The 1,623-nt window shown below is 67.3% G+C and carries 1 protein-coding gene; it reads left to right on the top strand.

All coding sequences use genetic code 11. The features are described 5' to 3' along the window. Positions 1 to 244 precede the first annotated feature (244 nt). Positions 245 to 1,537, top strand: coding sequence for an IS110 family transposase (locus AB0B61_RS57425; RefSeq protein WP_358450842.1), 1,293 nt, complete (start codon positions 245 to 247; stop codon positions 1,535 to 1,537). The last annotated feature ends 86 nt before the right edge of the window (positions 1,538 to 1,623 follow it).

Genomic DNA, 1,623 nt, shown 5'->3' with positions numbered 1-1,623 from the left:
CCGTAAAAGTCTTTCCTAGCGCTGCGCGCTTGCCCTGCTGGGGTGAAAATCGGGGTGTGGTTGCCCGCCGACGTCGATCGCTTCATGGCGCCGCAGGAGCCCGTGTAAAAGTCAGACGCTGGGAGTTCGTGTCAGGGGTCCTGCATTGTTGCCTTGAGCACGCGGGTCAGACTCTCCGCTTCCCCGTGAACTCCCGCGGGCGGCCATCTGAGGTCGAACCACGGTGCGCGGGAGGCGAGCGCGGATGGACGAGGTGGAAGAGCACGAGCGGTTGTTCGAGCGGGTGGCGGGCATCGACATCGCCAAGAGCGAGGTCAAAGTCTGTGTACGAGTGCCGGGCAGCAGGGCCGGCTACCGCCGTCAGGAGGTACGCACCTTCCCGGCGGTGACGGCTGAGTTGCTGGCACTGGGCGACTGGCTGCGCATCGAACAGGTGCAACTGGTGGTCATGGAGGCCACCGGCACCTACTGGAAGCCGGTCTTCTACGCCCTGGAAGACGACTTCGAGTGCTGGCTACTGAACGCCAAGCAGGTCAAGCACCTGCCCGGTCGGCCCAAGACCGACCGTGAGGATGCCATCTGGCTGGCCAAGGTGGCCGAACGCGGGATGGCCCGGCCCAGCTTCGTGCCGCCCAAGCCGATCCGGCATCTTCGCGACCTGACCCGCTACCGGCGCAGCCTCACGCAGGAGCGCACCCGCGAGAAGCAGCGCGTCCAGGGCGTACTCGAAGATGCCCAGGTCAAGCTCAGCTCGGTGATCAGCGACATCCACGGCGCCTCCGGCCGGGCGATGCTGGAGGCCATGATCGCCGGTCGGCGCAACCCGCACGAGCTGGCTCAGCTGGCCCGAGGCAGCATGCGCGGCAAGAAGGATGTGCTGATCGAGGCGCTGCGGGGTCATTTCAGCGACCATCACGCCTTCATCTGCCGGATGATGCTGGACAACATCGACCGGCTCTGCACGCAGATCGACGCGCTCACCCGCCAGATCGAGCAGGCCATCGCCCCCTACCAGCCACAGGTGGAGCAGCTGGACGAGGTCACCGGCATCGGACCGATCGCGGCCCAGGACATCATCGCCGAGATCGGAGTGGACATGAGCCGCTTCGCCACTGCCGGCCACCTGGTGTCCTGGGCGAGGTTCTGCCCACAGACCACGCAATCCGGCGGCAAACCATCCCGCGGCGGGGCGACCGGCAAGGGAAATCCCTGGCTGGGCGCCGCGCTTGGCGAGATCGCCAGCAGCGCCCGGCGCACCCGCACCTTCCTCGGCGCCCGCTACCGTCGCCTCGCCCGCCGCCGCGGCGCCAAGAGAGCCCTGGTCGCCACCGGCCACTCAGTCCTGACCATCATCTGGCACCTGTTATCCGACCCCGAGGCCCACTACCAGGACCTGGGGCCAGACCACTACGACAGCCGCATCAACACCGACCGGAAGACCCGGCAACTGGCCCGTCACCTCGAAGCACTGACCGGCCAGAAGATCACCATCGAAGACGGCAAGATCACCGCTATCGGCCCCGACTACCCCACCTGAGCCAGCCCCGCCTACAGCCCAAGCCCGACCCCACACCCCGGGCTTCGCTGCCGCGCGCCCCCGACTCACCCGATTTTCGGGTCAGA

It is taken from the genome of Nonomuraea sp. NPDC049158 (genome assembly GCF_040648335.1).
Taxonomy (GTDB): domain Bacteria; phylum Actinomycetota; class Actinomycetes; order Streptosporangiales; family Streptosporangiaceae; genus Nonomuraea.
This window is presented reverse-complemented; position numbering and strand designations above follow the sequence as displayed.

Excerpts from the sequence above, each read along its gene's own strand:
- AB0B61_RS57425 (WP_358450842.1), top strand. The coding sequence starts at position 245 with ATGGACGAGGTGGAAGAGCACGAGCGGTTGTTCGAGCGGGTGGCGGGC.